This window comes from Inquilinus sp. YAF38 (assembly GCF_052113205.1).
Classification (GTDB): Bacteria; Pseudomonadota; Alphaproteobacteria; order DSM-16000; family Inquilinaceae; genus Inquilinus.
On sequence record NZ_JBFRCU010000089.1, the window covers coordinates 12406 to 29856 of the forward strand.

A 17451-nucleotide genomic window follows, 5' to 3' on the forward strand; every position below is an offset into this window, starting at 1 on the left:
GATATTTGATTTACCTTTAGGATAGTATTCTGAAAAATTGCGATCGCCATATTGAAGTGGATACGGTGGAGGGGATTTTATGTCGCTGATAACCGATAGCGCGCTTGGCCTCCCGAGCGCCGGCGCCGGCTCCGGAAGGGTTGTATGGGCCGGCTCGACCGGAAACCGGAATATCGACGGGCTGCTGGATGGCTACAAATGGTCCGGCGACTCGATCACCGTAGCTTATCCCGGTACGGCGAGCTTGTACGGGTCGGGATACACTGAAGCCATGCACGGTTTCCGGCCTTTGACCGGGCCGATGATCGCGGCGGCGGGCAATGTTTTTACCCAGATCATGAGCTTCACCAATCTGCGGATTTCCGAGGGCAGCGCCCGGACGGCCAACATCCGCCTCGCCCATTCGTCGGACGCGGCTCCGACGGCCTACGCCTATACCCCAAGCAGCTACTCCAAGGCCGGAGACATCTGGTTCTCCGGCACGGACAATGACGCGCCGGTCCGGGGCAACTATGGCTGGTACGGCATGCTGCACGAGGTCGGGCATGCCCTCGGCCTGAAGCACGGGAACGAGGCTGGCGGGGTCGCGAACGTCGCGATGCAATACGCATACGACGCAATGGAATATTCCGTGATGACGTATCGGAGCTATGTCGGCGCTCCGACCGACTACGTCTACAACGAAGACCATAGCTTCGCTCAGACTTACATGATGTACGACATCGCCGCGCTGCAGAAGCTGTATGGTGCGGACTACGTCAACAACGCCGGCAACAACACCTATACCTTCTCTGCGACCACCGGCGCGATGTTCATCGACGGCCACAGTCAGGGCACGCCGGGCGCCAACCGCATCTTCCGGACGATCTGGGACGGCGGCGGCAACGACACCTACGATTTTTCGAACTATGCAACCGACTTGACCGTGGACCTACGGCCCGGGGGAYATTCGAAGCTCTCCTCGTCGCAGATCGCCGATCTGGGGAACAATCATCATGCCAAGGGCAATGTCTACAACGCGCTGCTCTACGACAACGATCCGCGATCCCTGATCGAGAATGCCCGCGGCGGCGGCGGCAACGATACGATCGTTGGCAATCAGGCGAGCAATCAGCTCTCCGGCGGGGCTGGAAACGACACCCTCGACGGCAGGACCGGAAACGACGTCCTGGTCGGTGGCGCCGGCATCGACACGGCGGTGACACATGCTCGGCTGACGCAAACCACCGTATCCACCAGCCGAGGCAATCCCATCCTTCATGGCCCAGAGGGCCACGACACCCTGGTCGATATCGAGCAATACAGGTTTGATGACGGGACCGTCGCCCAGGCCGACGGCAAGGTCGAAGTCGACGACCTGTTCTACTACACCTCGAATCACGACGTCTGGAACGCCCATATGGACCCGGAGGTCCACTACGCCCAGTTCGGTTGGAAGAACGGCCGGAACCCCAACGCGCTGTTCGACACGAACTATTACCTGGCGCGCAACCCGGATGTCGCGGCGGCGAAGATCAATCCGCTCGAGCACTACCATCTCTATGGCTGGAAGGAAGGCCGCGATCCCTCGGCCCAGTTCGACAGCAGCGCCTATCTCGCCATCAACACCGATGTCGCGGCGGCCCGGATCGATCCCCTCGAGCACTATCTCAGCGCAGGGGCGTATGAAGGGCGCAGCTACAAGGTGTTCGCCAGCGCCAGCAATCTCCGCGCGGTCACCATCACCTTCACCGGATCGGACGTGACCCTTCGGGATTCGACCGGGACGCACGATGGCGCCGGTCTGGAGCAGTACAAATTCCGGGACGGGCTGATCGACCAGCGCGACGCCAATTACGAGGTCGACGACCTGTTCTACTACAGCCGGAACCCCGATGCCTGGGCGGCACGGGTCGACGCGGACGCGCATTATGCGCTGAACGGCTGGCGCGAAGGCCGCGACCCCAATGCGTTTTTCGACACTGAGGGCTACCTCGCGCACAATCCGGATATTGCGGCAATGAAGATCAATCCGCTCGAGCACTACCATCTCTACGGATGGAAGGAAGGGCGGGATCCATCGGCGGCCTTCGATACCAAGGCTTATCTGGCTGCCAATCCGGACGTCGCCGCCGCCGGCGTCGATCCCCTCGAACACTACCTGCGCTACGGGCTTTACGAGGGCCGCGTCGTTGTTACCGACAGCATCTGGGGCTGAGGAGGCCCCACGCGAGCTCCGTCAGGCCACGGCTTCGGCCGGGGACCTGACCGCCGTCACCGCCGCCGTTCCAGCCACGGCCGTTCCCTCGACCCGCTCCCGGAAGCTTTGGCCCCAGGCCTTCATGGCATCGAGCACCGGGGCCAGGGTGCAGCCATATTCGGTCAGCGAGTATTCCACCCGCGGCGGCACCTCGGCGAAGACCTGTCGGTGCACGATGCCGTCCGCCTCCAGCTCGCGCAGTTGCAGCGTCAGCGAACGCTGCGACACGCCGCCGAAATGCTTCCGCAGCTCGCCGAAGCGCCGCGGCCCGTCCAGGAGCTGGTACAGGATCACCGGCTTCCACTTGCCGCCCATCACGGCGAGCGTGACCTCCACCGCACAGCCATAGGATCGCCGGGCCTGATCTCGTGGGGGCATTCTCGTCTCCATAGGTGCAAAAGAGTATCCTATGGCAAGAAATGTTGCCTTCTTGCACGGGCGCCTGCAAGCGGCAACATGGCGCCCATGCCGCTGAATCGGCGGCGATCCCGATACATCGGAGCTTCGAGCCATGCGCCAGTACCGCTTCCCCCGCATCGGCAGCATCGACGACCTCACCCTCGCCGAGACCGAGACGCCCGTTCCCGGCCGCGGCCAGGCGCTGGTCCGGCTGCGCGCGGCGTCGCTGAACTACCGTGACCTGATGGTCGCCACCAACCGCTACGGCCGCGGCAGCCCACTGCCCGATCTGGTGCCGCTGTCGGACGGCGCCGGCGAAGTCGTGGCGGTCGGCCCCGACGTCACCCGGGTGAAGGTCGGCGACCGCGTCGCCGGCATCTTCATGCAGAGCTGGATCGGCGGCGAGATCGATGCGACCGACCAGGCCAGCGCCCTTGGCGGCGCCGCCCATGGCGTGCTGGCCGAACACCGTGTGTTCGACCAGGACGGGCTGGTGCACCTGCCCGACCACCTGTCCTTCGAGGAGGGCGCGGCCCTGCCCTGCGCCGGGGTGACCGCGTGGAACGCGCTCTATGGCGGCCAGCATCCGCTGCAGCCGGGCGAGACCGTGCTGGTGCTGGGCACCGGCGGCGTCTCGATCCTGGCGCTGCAATTCGCCCACGCCGCCGGAGCCCGGGTGATCGCCACCTCCTCCAGCGACGCCAAGCTGGAGCAGGCGAAGGCCCTGGGCGCCGCCGAGCTGGTCAACTATCGCCGCCATCCGGACTGGGAGAAGGAGGTGCTGCGGCTGACCGGCGGGCGCGGCGTCGACCATGTCATCGAGGTCGGCGGCGCCGGCACGGTGCCGAAGTCGATCGCCGCCACCCGGATCGGCGGCTTCGTCCAGCTGATCGGCGTGTTGACCGCCGGCAGCCCGTTCGAGCCGACACCGCTGATCGGCCGGTCGGTGACGCTGCGCGGCCTCTATGTCGGCTCGCGCCAGATGTTCGAGGCGATGAACCGGCACATCGCGCAGGCCGGCATCAAGCCGGTGATCGACCGGGTCTTCCCGTTCGAGCAGGCGAAGGATGCCTACCGCCACCTCGAGGCGGCCGGCCATGTCGGCAAGATCGTGATCGCGATCGGGTGACCTCAGAGGGGACTTCGGGGCGGCCTTTGCCAGCCCCGCCACCGTTCGAGCCCCAGATCGGCACGGAGATGCCCGGAGAGCTCGCCCGGCCGCAGCATAGGGCGACGACGCCGCAGCAGCGACGCGAATGACGACACCATTCCGACGAGGCGGCGCAGCGCCGTCGGCCGCCGGGCCGGAAAGACGGCCGGCACGGCGCTCATCCCGGCACCACGGCGAGCACGTCGAGCTCGAACAGCAGCCCCTCGCGGAAGAAGCGGTCGATCTGCAGCGTGGTGCTGGCCGGCGGCGCCGCGCGGTTGACGTAGCGGTCGCGCACCTCGCGCAGGGCCGGGCCCTGGGCGGCGAAATCGGTCACGAACATGCCGAGCCGGACCACGTGCTCGAAGCCGCTGCCGGCGGCGGCCAGGCCGGCCCTGACGTTCTCGAAGGCCTGTTCGGCCTGGGTGGCGAAATCCGGCCCGGCGATCGAGCCGTCGGGGCCGATGCCGACCTGGCCGGCGAGCTGAACCAAACGGGCCCCGGCGGGAATCAGCACGACCTGGGAATAGCCGTTCGGCGCCGGCATCGTGTCGGGGTTGAGGAAGGTCAGAGGGTCGGCGGGCATTATGTGCATCCTGGCTGGAACGAATGGGCGGACGATGCGCCATCCCCTCCGGCCGAACCACGCAGGGCCTCGCCGCCGATCATAAGCCCGGCTTATACTGAGCCATGCCGACCGACAGCCTGCCCCTGCCCGCCCTGCACGCCTTCGAAGCCGCGGCGCGGCATGTCAGCTTCACCCGCGCGGCGGCGGAGCTGGGGCTGACCCAGGCGGCCGTCAGCTACCACATCAAGCGGCTGGAGGAGCGGCTGGGAGCGCCCTTGTTCGCCCGCCGCGGCCGCAGCCTGGCCCTGACCGAGGCCGGGGAGCGGCTGGCGGCCGAAGTGGTCGACGCCTTCGGCCGGCTGCGCGCCGCGGTCGGCAGCGAGGTGGATGCGGCGGGCCGCAGCCTGTCGGTCGTGTCGGTGCCCACCTTCACCACCCATTGGCTGGCACCGCGGCTCGGCGCCTTCCAGGCCGCGCATCCGGGGCTTGCGGTCGAGCTCGCCACCAGCACCGAGCTCGGCGACAGCATCGAGGGCGAGCTCAGTGCCGATATCGAGATCCGCGCCGGGCCGAGCGGCTTTGCGCCGCGCTTCATCGCCCACAAACTGCTGGAGGTTCGCCTCGCCTGCGTGGTGGCGCCCCGACTCGCGGCCAGGCTGCGCCAGCCGGCGGATGTGCTGTCGCTGCCGCTGATCGGCATGAGCATGAGCTGGGATGCCTGGTTCGCGGCGGCCGGCGTCGAGGCCCCGGCGGCCCTGCGAAAGCCGGCGCCGCGCTTCGACAACCAGGCGGCCTCGGCGCAGGCCGCCGTCGGCGGGCTCGGAGCGGCCCTGGTGACGCCCGACTTCTTCGCCGAGGACCTGGCCAGCGGACGGCTGGTCGCGCCCTTCCCGCTCCAGGTCGATCGCGCCAAGGGCTACTGGCTGGTCTACGCCACGGACCAGCGCCACCGGCCCAAGATCCGCGCCTTCCGCGACTGGATCGTCGCAGCCGCCGCTGCCGGTCTGCGCCCATAAAAAAGGCGGCCCGAGGGCCGCCCCTGATCGTCACGGCCGGTCCGGTCAGGAGGCCGAGGCATCCGCCGATTGCAGGCCGAGGATGGCCTCGATCTGCCGGGTCACCGCGTCCATGTCGGCCATGCCGTCCACTGCCTTCAGCAGCCCCTTGTCGCGGTAATAGGGGATGATCGGCGCGGTCTGCTCGCGATAGATGCCGAGGCGCTTGCGCAGCGTCTCCTCGGTGTCGTCAGCGCGCTTCTCGGTCGATTGGGCGGCACGATTGGCGACGCGGGCGAACAAAGCCGCCTCATCGACCTTCATCTCGATCACCACCGCCAACGCTTTGCCGTGCCGGCCCAGCATCTCGTCCAACCCCTCGGCCTGACGCACGGTGCGTGGGAAGCCGTCGAGGATGAAGCCGCGGTCGCAGTCGGGCTGGGCGATCCGCTCCGCGATCATGTCCAGCATGACCTCGTCGGTGACCAGATCGCCCCGATCGAGGATCTCCTTCACCTGGCGGCCGAGCGGCGTGCCGGCGGCGATCGCCGCCCGCAGCATGTCGCCGGTCGAGAGCTGCTTCAGCCCGTAGCGCTCCTCCAGCCGTTTCGCCTGCGTCCCCTTCCCTGCCCCGGGTGGGCCCAACAGGATCAAATTCATCGACGGCTCCCCCGCAGCTTCGATTTCTTGATCAGCCCTTCATACTGATGGGCCAGGAGATGGGAGTGGACCTGGGCCACGGTGTCCATGGTGACCGTGACCACGATCAGCAGGCTGGTGCCGCCGAAGTAGAACGGCACGGAGTAGCTGGACGTCAGGAACTCCGGCAGCAGGCAGACCACCGTCAGATAGCCGGCGCCGATCACCGTGATCCGGGTCAGCACGTAGTCGATGTAGTCGGCGGTCGACTTGCCCGGGCGGATGCCGGGGATGAAGCCGCCATACTTCTTCAGGTTGTCGGCCGTCTCTTCCGGATTGAAGACGATCGCGGTGTAGAAGAAGCAGAAGAAGATGATCAGCGCGGCATAGAGCGCCATGAACAGCGGCTGGCCGTGCGCCAGCTGCCCGGCGATGAAGGCGATCCAGCTGCCGGTGTCGCCGGCCTGGTTGCCGGCGAAGCCGATCAGCGTCGCCGGCAGCAGCAGCAGCGACGAGGCGAAGATCGGCGGGATCACGCCGGAGGTGTTGAGCTTGAGCGGCAGGTGCGAGCTCTCGCCGCCGAACATGCGGTTGCCGACCTGTCGCTTCGGGTACTGCACCAGCAGTCGCCGCTGCGCCCGCTCCATGTAGACGATGAAGAAGATCACCGCCACGCAGATCACCAGCAGCACCAGGATCACGAAGGGCGAGATCGCGCCGGTCCGGCCCAGCTCCAGAATCTGCACCAGGGCATGCGGCAACGAGGCGACGATGCCGGTGAAGATGATCAGCGAGATGCCGTTGCCGACGCCGCGCGAGGTGATCTGCTCGCCCAGCCACATCAGGAACATGGTGCCGCCGACGATGGTGAGCACCGTGGTGAAGCGGAAGTACCAGCCGGGATCCACCACCGCCGCGCCGACCGAGCCGTGCACGCTCTCGAGCCCGACCGCCAGCGCATAGGCCTGGGCCGTGGCCAGCACCACGGTGAAGTAGCGGGTGTACTGGTTGATCTTCTTGCGGCCGGCCTCGCCCTCCTTCTTCAGCGCCTCGAGCGTCGGCGACACCGCCGTCAGGAGCTGGATGATGATGGAGGCCGAAATGTACGGCATGATGTTCAGCGCAAAGATCGTCATCCGACCCAGCGCGCCGCCGGCAAACATGTTGAGGATGCCGAGGAGTCCGCCGCCCTGCTGCTGGAAGATCTCCGACAGCACGCGGGGATCGATCCCGGGAATCGGCACATAGGTGCCGATCCGGTAGATGATCAGCGCGCCAAGGGTGAACCAGATACGCTTGCGAAGCTCCGTGGCCTTGGCGAAGGCGCCGAAGTTCAGGTTCGCAGCGAGCTGTTCTGCAGCAGATGCCATGCAAGGCCTCGAATGAAAAGGGCGGGGACTGCGAACAAACGCGGTCCCCGCCCTCCGTTTTACCCGTGTTGGACGGCGGCGTTAAGCCTGGGACGACGCCCCTGCGTCATTCTCGACAGCCTCGGCCGGAGCCGGGCTGGTCTGGACCACCGAGCCGCCCGCCTTCTCCACCGCCGCGACCGCAGCCGCCGAGGCGCTGTGGACGTGCAGGGTGACCTTGGCGGAGATCTCGCCCTTGGCCAGCAGACGGACGCCGTCCAGCGTCTTGGCGATCAGGCCGCCGGCGACCAGCGCCTCGGCATCGACCGGCTTGGCCGCGTCGACCCGGCCGGCCTCGATCGCCTTCTGCAGGCGGCCGAGATTGACCACGGCGTAGTTCGACCGGAACTTCTTGTTGTTGAAGCCCCGCTTCGGCAGCCGCATGTAGATCGGCATCTGGCCGCCTTCGAAGCCCTTGAGGGCGACGCCGGTCCGGCTCTTCTGTCCCTTCACACCACGGCCGCCGGTCTTGCCCTTGCCGGAGCCGATGCCGCGACCGACGCGGATGCGCGACTTGCGCGCGCCCGCATTGTCGCGGAGATCGTTGAGTTTCGTCATGATTGCTCCTCAGGAACAGACGGGCCTCAGCCCGCCTGCTCGACCCGCACCAGGTGCTTGACCTTCTCGATCATCCCGCGGACAGACGGAGTGTCCTCCAGCTCGCGGGTGCGATGCAGCTTGTTCAGCCCAAGGCCGACCAGCGTCTGGCGCTGATCCTGCCGGCGGCCGATCGGGCTGCCGATCTGGGTGACGATCACGGTCGATTTGTCAGCCATTCGCGGCCTCCACCACCTCGACGCCACCCTCGCGCTTGCCCGCCGGGCTGCCGATGATGTCGGCGACGCGCTTGCCGCGCCGGGCGGCGACGGCCCGCGGGCCTTCGATCGTCCGCAGCGCCTCGAAGGTCGCCTTGATCATGTTGTGCGGGTTCGACGTGCCGATCGACTTGGCGACGACGTCCTGGACGCCCAGCGCTTCGAAGATCGCGCGCATCGGACCGCCGGCGATGATGCCGGTGCCCTGGGTGGCGCTGCGGAGCTGGACCTTGCCGGCGCCGAAGTGACCCAGGATGTCGTGATGCAGCGTCCGGCCCTCACGCAGCGGAACGCGGATCATGCTGCGCTTCGCCTGCTCGGTCGCCTTGCGGATCGCCTCCGGCACCTCACGGGCCTTGCCCGAGCCGTAGCCGACCCGGCCGCGGCCGTCGCCGGTGACCACCAGGGCAGCGAAGCCGAAGCGCCGGCCGCCCTTCACCACCTTCGCGACGCGGTTGATGTGGACGAGCTTCTCGATCAGCTCCTCGCCCGCATCCCGCTCGCTCGGGCGCTTGTCGCCACGATCCCGAGGACCGCGCGAATCTCTGCTTTCGCGTGCCATACGCGTGCTCCTCAGAAGTCCAGGCCGCCCTCACGGGCGGCATCGGCTAGGGCCTTGACCCGGCCGTGATACAGGTAGTGTCCACGATCGAACACGACCTTCTCGACGCCGGCCGCCTTGGCGCGCTCCGCGAGGAGCTTGCCGACCGCGGCCGCGGCCTCGATGGTGGCGCCGGTCTTCAGCGATCCGCGCAGGTCCTTCTCGATCGACGAGGCGGCGGCAAGGGTCTTGCCGGCCTGGTCGTCGATGACCTGGGCATAGATCTGCTTCGAAGAACGGAACACGGACAGGCGGACCCGGCCGTAGCGGGCCTGGCTCAGCTTGTGGCGGAGACGTTCCTTGCGGCGCTCGCGCAACTCGTTGGTCTTGGTGGTCATCCCGGCCGTCCTTACTTCTTCTTGCCTTCTTTGCGCAGGAGGGTCTCGGTCTCGTACTTGATGCCCTTGCCCTTGAACGGCTCGGGCTTCCGGTACCCGCGGATCTCCGCGGCAACCTGGCCAACGCGCTGCTTGTCGAAGCCGGTGATCGCGATCGAAGTCGGCTTCTCGCACTTGATCGTGATCCCCTCGGGGATCGGGTAACGCACCTCGTGGCTGTAGCCGAGGGTCAGCACCAGCTCCTTGCCCTGGACCGCGGCGCGATAACCGACGCCGTTGATCTCGAGGTTGGTGGTGAAGCCCGTGCTGACGCCCACGACCATGTTGTTGATCAGGGTGCGGCTGGTGGCCCACATGGTCTGCGCCAGGCGCGACTGGCTCTTCGGCTCGACCTTGATCGCGCCGTCTTCCATCGAGACCTTGATCTCGTCGTTGACCGCGAGCTTGAGCTGACCGAGCTTGCCCTTGACCGAGACGGCCTGGCCCGACACCGAAGCGTCGACCCCAGCCGGAACCTTGACCGCGTGCTTGCCGATTCGTGACATCGCCGCTCTCCTCAGAACACGCGGGCGAGGATCTCGCCGCCGACATTGGCGGCGCGGGCCTCGACGTCTGACATCACACCGCGCGGCGTCGACAGGATGGAGATGCCCAGCCCGTTGTACACCTTCGGCAGATCCTTGATGCCGGAGTAGACGCGACGGCCCGGCTTCGACACGCGGTCGATGCGGCGGATCGCCGGCTGGCCCTCGGCATATTTCAGCTCGACCTTGGTGGCCGAGATGCCGGTGCTGACCTCATGGGTCTCGTAGCCGCGGATGTAGCCCTCGCGCTTCAGCACGTCGAGCACATTGGTGCGCAGCTTCGAGGCCGGAGTCTCGATCACGGCCTTGCCGGCGCGCTGGCCGTTGCGGATACGGGTGAGCAGATCGCCCAACGGATCACTTAGCGACATAATCCGTACTCCTTACCAGCTCGACTTGGTCATGCCGGGAATCTGCCCGCGCGAGGCCAGCTCGCGCAGCGCGATACGGCTCAACTTGAAGCGCCGGTAGAAGGCCTTCGGGCGACCGGTCAGCTCGCACCGGTTGTGGATGCGCACCGGAGAGGAGTTCCGCGGCAGTTCCGCCAGCTTCAGGCGGGCGGTGAACCGGTCCTCCATCGGCAGGCTTTGGTCGTTGGCGATCGTCTTCAGACGCTCGCGGCGGCCGGCGAACGCCTTCGCCAGCTTCTCGCGACGCTTGTTCTTCTCGACCGAGCTCTTCTTGGCCATGATCTATCCTTGCTCGTTCAGCTGACGAACGGGAAGTCGAAGGCCTTGAGAAGCGCACGCGCCTCCTCGTCGGTCTTCGCGGTCGTCACGATAACGATGTCCATTCCCCGAACCGTCTCGATCTTGTCGTAATCGATCTCGGGGAACACGATCTGCTCCTTGATGCCGAGGGCATAGTTGCCCCGGCCGTCGAAGGATTTGGGCGACAGGCCGCGGAAGTCGCGGACCCGCGGCAGGGCGATGTTCACCAGGCGGTCGAGGAACTCGTACATCCGCTCGCGGCGCAGGGTGACCTTGGTGCCGATCGACATGCCTTCGCGCAGCTTGTAGACCGCGATCGACTTCCGGGCCTTCGTGATCACCGGCTTCTGGCCGGAGATCAGGGTCAGCTCGGACGCGGCCGCCTGGATCTTCTTGCTGTCGGCGACGGCATCGCCGACGCCCATGTTGATGATGATCTTCTCGATCCGCGGCACCTGCAGGTCGTTCGCATAAGCGAAATCCTGCTTCAGCTTCGGCCGGATGACCTTGTCGTATTGGATTTTGAGACGAGCCATGGCCATCCTCACCGATCAATCACTTCGCCGGAGGCCTTGGCGACCCGGACCTTGCGGCCGTCGTCGAGCGTCTTGAAGCCGACACGGGTCGGCTTGCCGCTCTTCGGGTCGGCATGCGCCACGTTCGAGACGTGCAGCGCAGCCTCCTGCTCCACGATCCCGCCCTGCGTCTTCGCAGACTGGCGGGTGTGGCGCTTCACGATGTTCACGCCGCGGACGACGACGCGGTCGTCGGCCGGGCGGACCTCGATGACCTCGCCCTTCTTGCCCTTGTCACGGCCGGCGAGGACGACGACCTGGTCGCCTTTCTTGATCTTCGCAGCCATCACAGCACCTCGGGGGCGAGCGAGATGATCTTCATGAACTTCTTGGCCCGCAGCTCGCGCGTCACCGGCCCGAAGATGCGGGTGCCGACCGGCTCGCCCTGCTTGTTGATCAGCACGGCCGCGTTGCGGTCGAACTTGATCGTCGAGCCATCCGGGCGGCGCAGCTCCTTGGCGGTCCGAACGATGACGGCGCGATGCACGTCACCCTTCTTCACGCGGCCCCGCGGAATCGCCTCCTTGATCGACACGACGATGACGTCGCCGACGGTGGCGGTCCGGCGGTGGGAACCGCCCAGCACCTTGATGCACATCACCCGACGAGCGCCTGAATTGTCGGCGACGTCCAGATTCGTCTGCATCTGAATCATGGTTTACGCTCCCGAAACAGCGGGGTCGGCGGAGGCGCCGATGGCGCTCGCCTCGGCCTCGGACAGGACGAGCCAGGACTTCCGCTTGCTGATCGGGCGGGTCTCGATGATCGAGACGCGATCGCCGACCTTGCAAGCGTTGGCCTCGTCATGGGCGAGGTACCGCTTGGTCCGCTTGATGAACTTCTTGTAGACCGGGTGCATCAGGTTGCGTTCGACGAGGACCGTGACGGTCTTCTCAGTCTTGTCGGACACAACCGTCCCGATGAGCACGCGCCGCGGCATGGCTCACAATCCTCTTACTTGGCCGGCGCGGCATCCTTGCCGCGCTGGCCCATGACGGTCTTGATGCGCGCGATGTCGCGGCGCACGACGCGGACCCGCGCCGTGTTCTCGAGCTGGCCCGACGCGGCCTGGAAGCGCAGGTTGAACTGCTCCTTCTTCAGCGCGAGCAGATCGTCCTTCAGCTGGTCCGGCGTCTTGGCGCGGACGTCTTCGATATCCATGGTCAGACCTCCTCTCCAAGGCGGGCAATGAACTTGCAGGCGATCGGCAGCTTGGCGGCGGCCAGGGCGAAGGCTTCCTTCGCCAGGTCGCCGGGCACGCCGTCGAGCTCGAACATGACGCGGCCGGGCTTGACCCTGGCGGCCCAGAACTCCGGCGCGCCCTTGCCCGAACCCATGCGGACTTCGGCAGGCTTCGACGAGACGGGCACGTCCGGGAAAATCCGGATCCAGACGCGGCCCTGACGCTTGATGTGGCGGGTGATCGCGCGGCGGGCCGCCTCGATCTGCCGCGCCGTCAGCCGGGCCGGCTCCTGCGCCTTCAGGCCGTAGGCGCCGAAGTTCAGCGTGGTGCCGCCCTTCGCAACGCCGTGGATACGGCCCTTATGCTGCTTGCGGTACTTGGTGCGCTTGGGACTCAGCATGATCCTCAGCCCTCCCGACCGCGATCGCGGCCACGACGGTCGTCACGACGATCGCCACGCTCCGGCCGGGCCGAGGACGGGCCGGCAGCCGCTTCGGCCGCCCGCTTGTCCTGGGCCATCGGGTCATGAGCGAGGATCTCGCCCTTGAACACCCAGACCTTGACGCCGCAGGTGCCGTAGGTGGTCTTCGCCGTCGCCGTGCCGTAGTCGACATCGGCGCGCAGCGTGTGCAGGGGCACGCGGCCCTCGCGGTACCACTCGGTGCGGGCGATCTCGGCGCCGCCGAGGCGGCCGCCGCAGTTGATCCGGATGCCCTGGGCGCCCAGGCGCATCGCATTCTGCACCGCGCGCTTCATGGCACGGCGGAAGGCGACACGGCGCTCCAACTGGCTGGCGATGTTCTCGGCGACCAGCTTGGCGTCGATCTCCGGCTTGCGGATTTCGACGATGTTCAGGCTGACCTCGCTGCCGGCCATCTTCGCCAGCTCCTGGCGGAGCTTCTCGATGTCGGCGCCCTTCTTGCCGATCACCACGCCCGGACGGGCGGTGTAGACCGTGACGCGCGCCTTCTTCGCCGGCCGCTCGATGACGATGCGGCTGATGCCCGCCTGGGCCAGACGCTTCTCGAGGAACTCGCGGATCTTGAGATCGGCGTGCAGCAGGCCGGCATAGTCCTTGGTCGCGAACCAGCGCGAATCCCAGGTCCGGTTGATGCCGACCCGCAGGCCGATCGGATTGACTTTCTGACCCATTACGCCGTCTCCCGCCGCTCGCGGACGATGACCGTGAGGTTCGACCAGAGCTTCTCGATGCGGGACGCACGGCCGCGGGCGCGGGCATGGAACCGCTTCATGACGATCTGCCGCCCGACATAGGCCTCGGCCACATAGAGCCGATCGACGTCCAGCTGGTGATTGTTCTCGGCATTGGCGATCGCCGACTGCAGCACCTTCTTCACGTCGTCGGCGATGCGCCGGCGCGAGAAGGTGAGCTCGGCAAGCGCCTTGGCCGCATCCTTGCCTCGGATCGACTGAGCGACGAGGTTCAGCTTGCGGGGGCTGGTGCGCAGCGTCTTCGCAAACGCGCGCGCCTCATTGTCCGCAAGGCGAGGGGGGTTCTTCTCCTGTCCCATCGCTTACTTCCTCTTCGACTTCTTGTCCGACGCGTGGCCGTAGTACGTCCGCGTCGGCGAGAACTCGCCGAACTTGTGACCGACCATGTTCTCGTTGACCACGACCGGCAGGAACTTCTGCCCGTTGTAGACACCGAAGGTCAGGCCGACGAACTGCGGCAGGATGGTCGAGCGACGCGACCAGATCTTGATGATCTCGTTCCGGCCCGACGAGCGCGACTTGTCTGCCTTCTTGAGCAGATAGCCGTCGACGAACGGGCCCTTCCAAACGGAGCGTGCCACCGTCGCTCTCCCTTACTTCTTGCGACGGCGGATAATGAGCTTATCCGTCGCCTTGTTGCTGCGGGTCTTGCGGCCCTTGGTCGGCTTGCCCCACGGGGTGACCGGATGACGGCCGCCCGAGGTGCGACCCTCACCACCACCATGCGGGTGGTCGACCGGGTTCATGGCGACGCCGCGGGTGACCGGCTTCTTGCCGAGCCAGCGGTTACGGCCGGCCTTGCCGATCGAGATGTTCGACTGGTCCGGGTTCGAGACCGCGCCGACCGTGGCGAAGCACTCGCCGCGCACGATGCGCAGCTCACCCGACGCCAGCTTCAGCTGGGCGTAGCCCATGTCGCGGCCGACGAGCTGGGCGTAGGTGCCGGCGGAGCGCGCCAGCTGGCCGCCCTTGCCGGCCTTCAGCTCGACATTGTGGACGATCGTGCCGACCGGCATGCTGCGCAGCGGCATGGCGTTGCCCGGCTTGATGTCGACCTTCTCGCCGGCGACGACCTTGTCGCCCGCAGCCAGGCGCTGCGGCGCCAGGATGTAGGCCTGCTCGCCGTCCTCATAAGTGACGAGGGCGATGAACGCGGTCCGGTTCGGATCGTATTCCAGGCGCTCGATCGTGCCGACGACACCAAGCTTGCGGCGCTTGAAGTCGATGATGCGATAGGTGCGCTTGTGCCCGCCGCCCTGATGGAAGGCGGTGATCCGGCCGGTGTTGTTGCGGCCACCCTTCTTGGTCAGGCCCTCGGTCAAGGTCTTGACCGGCTTGCCCTTCCACAGGCCCGAGCGGTCCACCTGGACCAGCTGGCGGAGGCCCGGGGTGATGGGATTGAATGTCTTCAAGGCCATCGGATCAAACCCCCGTGGTCACGTCGATCTGCTGCCCTTCGGCGAGCGTCACGACGGCCTTCTTCACATCCGAACGCTTGCCCGGGATACCCCGAAAGCGCTTGGTCTTGCCCTTGACGATCAGGGTGTTCACCGCGGTCACCTTGACGCCGAACACGCCTTCGACCGCACCGCGGATCTCGGGCTTGGTGGCGTCGAGCGGCACCTTGAACACGACCTGATTGTGGCCGGCGGCGAGCGTCGCCTTCTCGGTGATCACCGGCGCGCGGATGATGTCGTACATCCGCGGGGTGACGCTGGCCTCAGCCTTCTTCTTGCGAGAGCGGATCATTTCAGGCGGGCCTCGAGCTGCTCGACCGCCTGGCGCGACAACACGAGGGTGTCACGACGCAGGATGTCGTAGACGTTGGCGCCCTGGCTGGGCAGAACGTCGATGGACGGCAGATTCCGCGCGGCGAGGGCGAAGTTCGTGTCGACCTGCTCGCCGGCCAGGATCAGCGCGGAGTCGAGACCCAGCGCGGTCAGCTTGGCGGCGAGGCCCTTGGTCTTGTGGCTGTCGGCCACGACCGCATCGACCACGACCAGCTTGCCATCGGCCGCCTTGGAGGACAGCGCGTGGCGCAGGGCCAGCTTGCGGACCTTCTTCGGCAGATCGTGCGCATGGCTGCGAACGACCGGCCCGAAGATCCGGGCGCCGCCGCGGAACTGCGGCGACCGCGTCGAACCCTGGCGGGCGTGACCCGTGCCCTTCTGCTTGTAGGGCTTCTTGGTCGTGCCGCTGATCTCGCTGATGCCCTTGGTCTTGTGGTTGCCGGAGCGGCGCTTGGCCAGCTGCCAGTTCACCATGCGGAAGAGCAGATCGGTGCGGACCTCGAGACCGAAAACGGTATCGTCGAGATCGATCTCACCGGCGCTGGTGTTGTCGAACGTCTTGACGGCGATCTTCATCGCTTAGCCCTCCTGGCCGGCGGTGTCGGCCGCGGGAGCGTCGACGGCAGCCGTCTCGGCGGCAGCCTTGCGGACCGCACCCGGGAACGGGACGTCCTTCGGCGCCGGCCGCTTGACCGCGTCGCGGATCAGCACCCAGCCGCCTTCGGCGCCCGGGACCGCACCCTTGACCATGATCAGGCCGCGCTCGACATCGGTGGTGACGACGGTGAGGTTCTGCACCGTCACCCGCTCGGCACCGAGATGGCCGGCCATCTTCTTGTTCTTGAAGACCTTGCCGGGGTCCTGCCGCTGGCCGGTCGAACCATGCGACCGGTGCGAGACGGACACGCCGTGCGAGGCGCGCAGACCACCGAAGTTCCAGCGCTTCATGACGCCGGCGAAGCCCTTGCCGATCGAAGTGCCGGTGACGTCAACGACCTGGCCGGCCACGAAATGGTCGGCGGTCAGCTCGTCACCGACGGTCAGCAGCGCATCGGTGCTGACGCGGAACTCGACCAGCTTCTTCTTCGGCTCGACTTCGGCCTTGGCGTAGTGGCCGCGAACGCCCTTGGAGACGTTCTTGACCTTGGCCTTGCCGGCGCCGAGCTGCACCGCGGTGTAGCCGTCGGTTTCCTCGGTCTTCACCGCGACGACCTGGACGCCGTCGAGCTTGAGGACCGTGACCGGGACGTGCTGGCCGTCGGCGTCGAAAATTCGTGTCATGCCCAGCTTCTGGGCGATCAATCCGGAGCGCATTGTCACCGCCTCAGAGCTTGATCTCGACATCGACACCGGCCGCAAGGTCGAGCTTCATCAAAGCATCGACGGTCTGCGGCGTCGGGTCGACGATGTCGAGCAGACGCTTGTGGGTGCGGATCTCAAACTGCTCGCGCGACTTCTTGTCGACATGCGGCGAGCGGTTGACGGTGTAGCGCTCGATGTTCGTCGGCAGCGGGATCGGCCCGCGCACCCGAGCCCCGGTCCGCTTCGCGGTGTTGACGATCTCGCTGGTCGACTGGTCGAGCACGCGATGATCGAACGCCTTGAGGCGGATACGGATGTTCTGACTGTCCATCGTTCTGTATCCGAGTGTTCTTGCCGAGAGGTGGAAAACCGGCTCATCCGGCCCCCACGTCGCGAACAGTCCAAAAAAAAACTCACCCAAGCCGCGAGGGGGCTCGGGTGAGGCGCGTTTCATAACCGAGCCCGCCCCGAATGTCACGCCCGGAATGCCGGTTGTGACGCTTTCGTGATCGGGCCCGCCATGCGCGAAGCTCAGGGCTCGTCGCCCGTCGCCTCTCTCATCCCGGGCCGCCCTTTCCGCGCCGCCTTGCGGCGGGTAACGGAGGTACGGTCCTTGGTCCTTCACGAGCCGGGAGCCGAGGCCCCCGACCCATGATCCTTCAAGCCATCATCACTTGATGATGGAGGCGACGACGCCGGCGCCGACGGTGCGGCCGCCTTCGCGGATGGCGAAGCGCAGGCCTTCATCCATCGCGATCGGCGCGATCAGCGTCACCTTCATCGAGATGTTGTCGCCCGGCATCACCATCTCGGTGCCTTCCGGCAGCTCCACCACACCGGTCACATCCGTCGTCCGGAAGTAGAACTGCGGACGGTAGTTGGTGAAGAACGGCGTGTGACGGCCGCCCTCTTCCTTCGTCA

The 17451-nt window shown here is 66.6% G+C and carries 28 protein-coding genes and 1 pseudogene; 3 read left to right on the plus strand and 26 right to left on the minus strand.

Annotated elements, in window-relative coordinates:
* The first annotated feature begins 79 nt into the window (after positions 1-79).
* Positions 80-2197 carry a M10 family metallopeptidase gene (locus AB4Z01_RS29080; protein ID WP_441699592.1) on the plus strand — a complete coding sequence of 706 codons (2118 nt, stop codon included), beginning with the start codon at positions 80-82 and terminating at the stop codon, positions 2195-2197.
* 21 nt (positions 2198-2218) lie between these two features.
* Here the strand turns inward: AB4Z01_RS29080 and AB4Z01_RS29085 are convergent, their stop codons facing one another.
* Positions 2219-2617 carry a winged helix-turn-helix transcriptional regulator gene (locus tag AB4Z01_RS29085; RefSeq protein WP_441699593.1) on the minus strand — a complete coding sequence of 133 codons (399 nt, stop codon included), beginning with the start codon at positions 2615-2617 and terminating at the stop codon, positions 2219-2221.
* A 133-nt stretch (positions 2618-2750) separates the two neighbouring features.
* Between AB4Z01_RS29085 and AB4Z01_RS29090 the strand changes: the two genes are divergently transcribed.
* Positions 2751-3767, plus strand: coding sequence for a zinc-dependent alcohol dehydrogenase family protein (locus AB4Z01_RS29090; protein ID WP_441699595.1), 1017 nt, complete (start codon positions 2751-2753; stop codon positions 3765-3767).
* Positions 3768-3966: 199 nt separating this feature from the next.
* Here AB4Z01_RS29090 and AB4Z01_RS29095 read toward each other — a convergent pair whose 3' ends face one another.
* Positions 3967-4374, minus strand: a complete 408-nt coding sequence (locus AB4Z01_RS29095; protein WP_441699597.1) for a RidA family protein — start codon at positions 4372-4374, stop codon at positions 3967-3969.
* Positions 4375-4478: 104 nt separating this feature from the next.
* Between AB4Z01_RS29095 and AB4Z01_RS29100 the strand changes: the two genes are divergently transcribed.
* The gene (locus AB4Z01_RS29100; protein WP_441699599.1) at positions 4479-5372 is read left to right on the plus strand and encodes a LysR substrate-binding domain-containing protein; all 894 of its coding nucleotides are present in this window, start codon (positions 4479-4481) and stop codon (positions 5370-5372) included.
* 45 nt (positions 5373-5417) lie between these two features.
* On the opposite strand, the gene AB4Z01_RS29105 is transcribed toward AB4Z01_RS29100, so the two are convergent.
* From AB4Z01_RS29105 to tuf, 24 genes and pseudogenes are all read right to left on the minus strand, one after another.
* Positions 5418-6011: an adenylate kinase gene (locus AB4Z01_RS29105; RefSeq protein ID WP_441699600.1), complete on the minus strand. Its 594-nt coding sequence runs from the start codon at positions 6009-6011 to the stop codon at positions 5418-5420.
* Positions 6008-7360 (minus strand): preprotein translocase subunit SecY, encoded by a 1353-nt coding sequence (secY, locus tag AB4Z01_RS29110; RefSeq protein WP_441699602.1) that lies wholly within the window; start codon positions 7358-7360, stop codon positions 6008-6010. Before secY ends, AB4Z01_RS29105 begins: the two co-directional genes overlap by 4 nt.
* Positions 7361-7441: 81 nt before the next feature.
* Positions 7442-7957, minus strand: coding sequence for a 50S ribosomal protein L15 (gene rplO / locus AB4Z01_RS29115; protein WP_441699603.1), 516 nt, complete (start codon positions 7955-7957; stop codon positions 7442-7444).
* 26 nt (positions 7958-7983) lie between these two features.
* A complete protein-coding gene (rpmD, locus tag AB4Z01_RS29120; RefSeq protein ID WP_429227183.1) occupies positions 7984-8175 on the minus strand; it encodes a 50S ribosomal protein L30 in 192 nt (63 codons plus the stop codon).
* Positions 8168-8776 carry a 30S ribosomal protein S5 gene (gene rpsE, locus AB4Z01_RS29125; RefSeq protein ID WP_380305219.1) on the minus strand — a complete coding sequence of 203 codons (609 nt, stop codon included), beginning with the start codon at positions 8774-8776 and terminating at the stop codon, positions 8168-8170. Before rpsE ends, rpmD begins: the two co-directional genes overlap by 8 nt.
* 11 nt (positions 8777-8787) lie before the next feature.
* Complete coding sequence (rplR, locus tag AB4Z01_RS29130) at positions 8788-9153, minus strand: 50S ribosomal protein L18 (protein WP_429227182.1); 366 nt, start codon at positions 9151-9153, stop codon at positions 8788-8790.
* Positions 9154-9164: 11 nt separating this feature from the next.
* Complete coding sequence (gene rplF, locus AB4Z01_RS29135; RefSeq protein ID WP_429227181.1) at positions 9165-9698, minus strand: 50S ribosomal protein L6; 534 nt, start codon at positions 9696-9698, stop codon at positions 9165-9167.
* Between the two features lie 11 nt (positions 9699-9709).
* A complete protein-coding gene (rpsH, locus tag AB4Z01_RS29140) occupies positions 9710-10108 on the minus strand; it encodes a 30S ribosomal protein S8 (protein ID WP_342241625.1) in 399 nt (132 codons plus the stop codon).
* 12 nt (positions 10109-10120) lie between these two features.
* A complete protein-coding gene (gene rpsN / locus AB4Z01_RS29145) occupies positions 10121-10426 on the minus strand; it encodes a 30S ribosomal protein S14 (protein WP_088152685.1) in 306 nt (101 codons plus the stop codon).
* Positions 10427-10443: 17 nt separating this feature from the next.
* Positions 10444-10983, minus strand: a complete 540-nt coding sequence (gene rplE, locus AB4Z01_RS29150) for a 50S ribosomal protein L5 (protein ID WP_441699607.1) — start codon at positions 10981-10983, stop codon at positions 10444-10446.
* An 8-nt stretch (positions 10984-10991) separates the two neighbouring features.
* On the minus strand, positions 10992-11312 hold the full coding sequence (gene rplX, locus AB4Z01_RS29155; RefSeq protein WP_429227179.1) for a 50S ribosomal protein L24: 321 nt from the start codon (positions 11310-11312) through the stop codon (positions 10992-10994).
* Entirely contained in the window at positions 11309-11677 is a 369-nt protein-coding gene (gene rplN, locus AB4Z01_RS29160) for a 50S ribosomal protein L14 (protein ID WP_026873847.1), read from the minus strand. The genes rplX and rplN overlap by 4 nt, the downstream gene beginning before the upstream one ends.
* Before the next feature lie 3 nt (positions 11678-11680).
* Positions 11681-11962, minus strand: coding sequence for a 30S ribosomal protein S17 (gene rpsQ / locus AB4Z01_RS29165; protein ID WP_395682330.1), 282 nt, complete (start codon positions 11960-11962; stop codon positions 11681-11683).
* A 14-nt stretch (positions 11963-11976) separates the two neighbouring features.
* Positions 11977-12183: a 50S ribosomal protein L29 gene (rpmC, locus tag AB4Z01_RS29170; RefSeq protein WP_138892691.1), complete on the minus strand. Its 207-nt coding sequence runs from the start codon at positions 12181-12183 to the stop codon at positions 11977-11979.
* A 2-nt stretch (positions 12184-12185) separates the two neighbouring features.
* Positions 12186-12605, minus strand: a complete 420-nt coding sequence (rplP, locus tag AB4Z01_RS29175; protein ID WP_441699610.1) for a 50S ribosomal protein L16 — start codon at positions 12603-12605, stop codon at positions 12186-12188.
* A 5-nt stretch (positions 12606-12610) separates the two neighbouring features.
* On the minus strand, positions 12611-13357 hold the full coding sequence (gene rpsC, locus AB4Z01_RS29180) for a 30S ribosomal protein S3 (RefSeq protein WP_395682332.1): 747 nt from the start codon (positions 13355-13357) through the stop codon (positions 12611-12613).
* Positions 13357-13737, minus strand: a complete 381-nt coding sequence (rplV, locus tag AB4Z01_RS29185) for a 50S ribosomal protein L22 (protein ID WP_138892694.1) — start codon at positions 13735-13737, stop codon at positions 13357-13359. The genes rpsC and rplV overlap by 1 nt, the downstream gene beginning before the upstream one ends.
* A 3-nt stretch (positions 13738-13740) precedes the next feature.
* Positions 13741-14019, minus strand: coding sequence for a 30S ribosomal protein S19 (gene rpsS / locus AB4Z01_RS29190; protein ID WP_342239776.1), 279 nt, complete (start codon positions 14017-14019; stop codon positions 13741-13743).
* Between the two features lie 12 nt (positions 14020-14031).
* On the minus strand, positions 14032-14856 hold the full coding sequence (gene rplB, locus AB4Z01_RS29195) for a 50S ribosomal protein L2 (protein ID WP_380305237.1): 825 nt from the start codon (positions 14854-14856) through the stop codon (positions 14032-14034).
* A 4-nt stretch (positions 14857-14860) separates the two neighbouring features.
* A complete protein-coding gene (locus AB4Z01_RS29200; RefSeq protein ID WP_441699613.1) occupies positions 14861-15187 on the minus strand; it encodes a 50S ribosomal protein L23 in 327 nt (108 codons plus the stop codon).
* Complete coding sequence (gene rplD, locus AB4Z01_RS29205) at positions 15184-15804, minus strand: 50S ribosomal protein L4 (protein WP_441699614.1); 621 nt, start codon at positions 15802-15804, stop codon at positions 15184-15186. The genes AB4Z01_RS29200 and rplD overlap by 4 nt, the downstream gene beginning before the upstream one ends.
* A 3-nt stretch (positions 15805-15807) precedes the next feature.
* Positions 15808-16542, minus strand: a complete 735-nt coding sequence (rplC, locus tag AB4Z01_RS29210) for a 50S ribosomal protein L3 (RefSeq protein ID WP_441699615.1) — start codon at positions 16540-16542, stop codon at positions 15808-15810.
* A gap of 10 nt (positions 16543-16552) precedes the next feature.
* Positions 16553-16861, minus strand: coding sequence for a 30S ribosomal protein S10 (gene rpsJ / locus AB4Z01_RS29215; RefSeq protein WP_026873858.1), 309 nt, complete (start codon positions 16859-16861; stop codon positions 16553-16555).
* Between the two features lie 339 nt (positions 16862-17200).
* Positions 17201-17451, minus strand: a pseudogene (tuf, locus tag AB4Z01_RS29220) (elongation factor Tu); the annotation flags it as partial.

Excerpts from the sequence above, each read along its gene's own strand:
- AB4Z01_RS29095 (WP_441699597.1), bottom strand. The coding sequence starts at position 4,374 with ATGCCCGCCGACCCTCTGACCTTCCTCAACCCCGACACGATGCCGGCG.
- rplB (WP_380305237.1), bottom strand. The coding sequence starts at position 14,856 with ATGGCCTTGAAGACATTCAATCCCATCACCCCGGGCCTCCGCCAGCTG.
- rplR (WP_429227182.1), bottom strand. The coding sequence starts at position 9,153 with ATGACCACCAAGACCAACGAGTTGCGCGAGCGCCGCAAGGAACGTCTC.
- rpsJ (WP_026873858.1), bottom strand. The coding sequence starts at position 16,861 with ATGGACAGTCAGAACATCCGTATCCGCCTCAAGGCGTTCGATCATCGC.
- rplD (WP_441699614.1), bottom strand. The coding sequence starts at position 15,804 with ATGAAGATCGCCGTCAAGACGTTCGACAACACCAGCGCCGGTGAGATC.
- AB4Z01_RS29105 (WP_441699600.1), bottom strand. The coding sequence starts at position 6,011 with ATGAATTTGATCCTGTTGGGCCCACCCGGGGCAGGGAAGGGGACGCAG.
- rplP (WP_441699610.1), bottom strand. The coding sequence starts at position 12,605 with ATGCTGAGTCCCAAGCGCACCAAGTACCGCAAGCAGCATAAGGGCCGT.
- AB4Z01_RS29200 (WP_441699613.1), bottom strand. The coding sequence starts at position 15,187 with ATGATCCGCTCTCGCAAGAAGAAGGCTGAGGCCAGCGTCACCCCGCGG.
- rpsQ (WP_395682330.1), bottom strand. The coding sequence starts at position 11,962 with ATGCCGCGGCGCGTGCTCATCGGGACGGTTGTGTCCGACAAGACTGAG.
- rplN (WP_026873847.1), bottom strand. The coding sequence starts at position 11,677 with ATGATTCAGATGCAGACGAATCTGGACGTCGCCGACAATTCAGGCGCT.
- AB4Z01_RS29085 (WP_441699593.1), bottom strand. The coding sequence starts at position 2,617 with ATGCCCCCACGAGATCAGGCCCGGCGATCCTATGGCTGTGCGGTGGAG.
- rplV (WP_138892694.1), bottom strand. The coding sequence starts at position 13,737 with ATGGGACAGGAGAAGAACCCCCCTCGCCTTGCGGACAATGAGGCGCGC.
- rplF (WP_429227181.1), bottom strand. The coding sequence starts at position 9,698 with ATGTCACGAATCGGCAAGCACGCGGTCAAGGTTCCGGCTGGGGTCGAC.
- secY (WP_441699602.1), bottom strand. The coding sequence starts at position 7,360 with ATGGCATCTGCTGCAGAACAGCTCGCTGCGAACCTGAACTTCGGCGCC.
- AB4Z01_RS29090 (WP_441699595.1), top strand. The coding sequence starts at position 2,751 with ATGCGCCAGTACCGCTTCCCCCGCATCGGCAGCATCGACGACCTCACC.
- rpsN (WP_088152685.1), bottom strand. The coding sequence starts at position 10,426 with ATGGCCAAGAAGAGCTCGGTCGAGAAGAACAAGCGTCGCGAGAAGCTG.
- rpsE (WP_380305219.1), bottom strand. The coding sequence starts at position 8,776 with ATGGCACGCGAAAGCAGAGATTCGCGCGGTCCTCGGGATCGTGGCGAC.
- rpmD (WP_429227183.1), bottom strand. The coding sequence starts at position 8,175 with ATGGCTGACAAATCGACCGTGATCGTCACCCAGATCGGCAGCCCGATC.
- rpsC (WP_395682332.1), bottom strand. The coding sequence starts at position 13,357 with ATGGGTCAGAAAGTCAATCCGATCGGCCTGCGGGTCGGCATCAACCGG.
- rplO (WP_441699603.1), bottom strand. The coding sequence starts at position 7,957 with ATGACGAAACTCAACGATCTCCGCGACAATGCGGGCGCGCGCAAGTCG.
- rplE (WP_441699607.1), bottom strand. The coding sequence starts at position 10,983 with ATGGCTCGTCTCAAAATCCAATACGACAAGGTCATCCGGCCGAAGCTG.
- rpsH (WP_342241625.1), bottom strand. The coding sequence starts at position 10,108 with ATGTCGCTAAGTGATCCGTTGGGCGATCTGCTCACCCGTATCCGCAAC.
- rpmC (WP_138892691.1), bottom strand. The coding sequence starts at position 12,183 with ATGGATATCGAAGACGTCCGCGCCAAGACGCCGGACCAGCTGAAGGAC.
- AB4Z01_RS29100 (WP_441699599.1), top strand. The coding sequence starts at position 4,479 with ATGCCGACCGACAGCCTGCCCCTGCCCGCCCTGCACGCCTTCGAAGCC.
- rplC (WP_441699615.1), bottom strand. The coding sequence starts at position 16,542 with ATGCGCTCCGGATTGATCGCCCAGAAGCTGGGCATGACACGAATTTTC.